At 62.8% G+C, this 215-nt stretch carries 1 pseudogene; it reads right to left on the reverse strand.

What is annotated here, in order from left to right:
• Positions 1-203 (reverse strand): annotated as a pseudogene (locus Q7A36_RS41515) (hypothetical protein); the annotation flags it as partial.
• Positions 204-215 lie beyond the last annotated feature (12 nt).

Below are 215 nucleotides of genomic sequence, written 5' to 3' on the forward strand. Positions count from 1 at the left end.
TCCTTGTCCATGACGATGTACTTCCAGCCATGCGCCACATAGGGCGGCATGTCGTCATAGACCACGACCGGCTTCGGCATGTTCTCGAGCTGCGACTCGGCATTGTCGTAGCGCAGCAGCTTGTCGATCGCGACCACGTAGAGCGAGCCGTTGCGGAAGGCGACGCCGGTGGGCATGTTCAGGCCCTTGAGGATCGTCGCCACGCTGCGCTGGCC

It is taken from the genome of Paracraurococcus lichenis (genome assembly GCF_030657435.1).
GTDB lineage: Bacteria > Pseudomonadota > Alphaproteobacteria > Acetobacterales > Acetobacteraceae > Paracraurococcus > Paracraurococcus lichenis.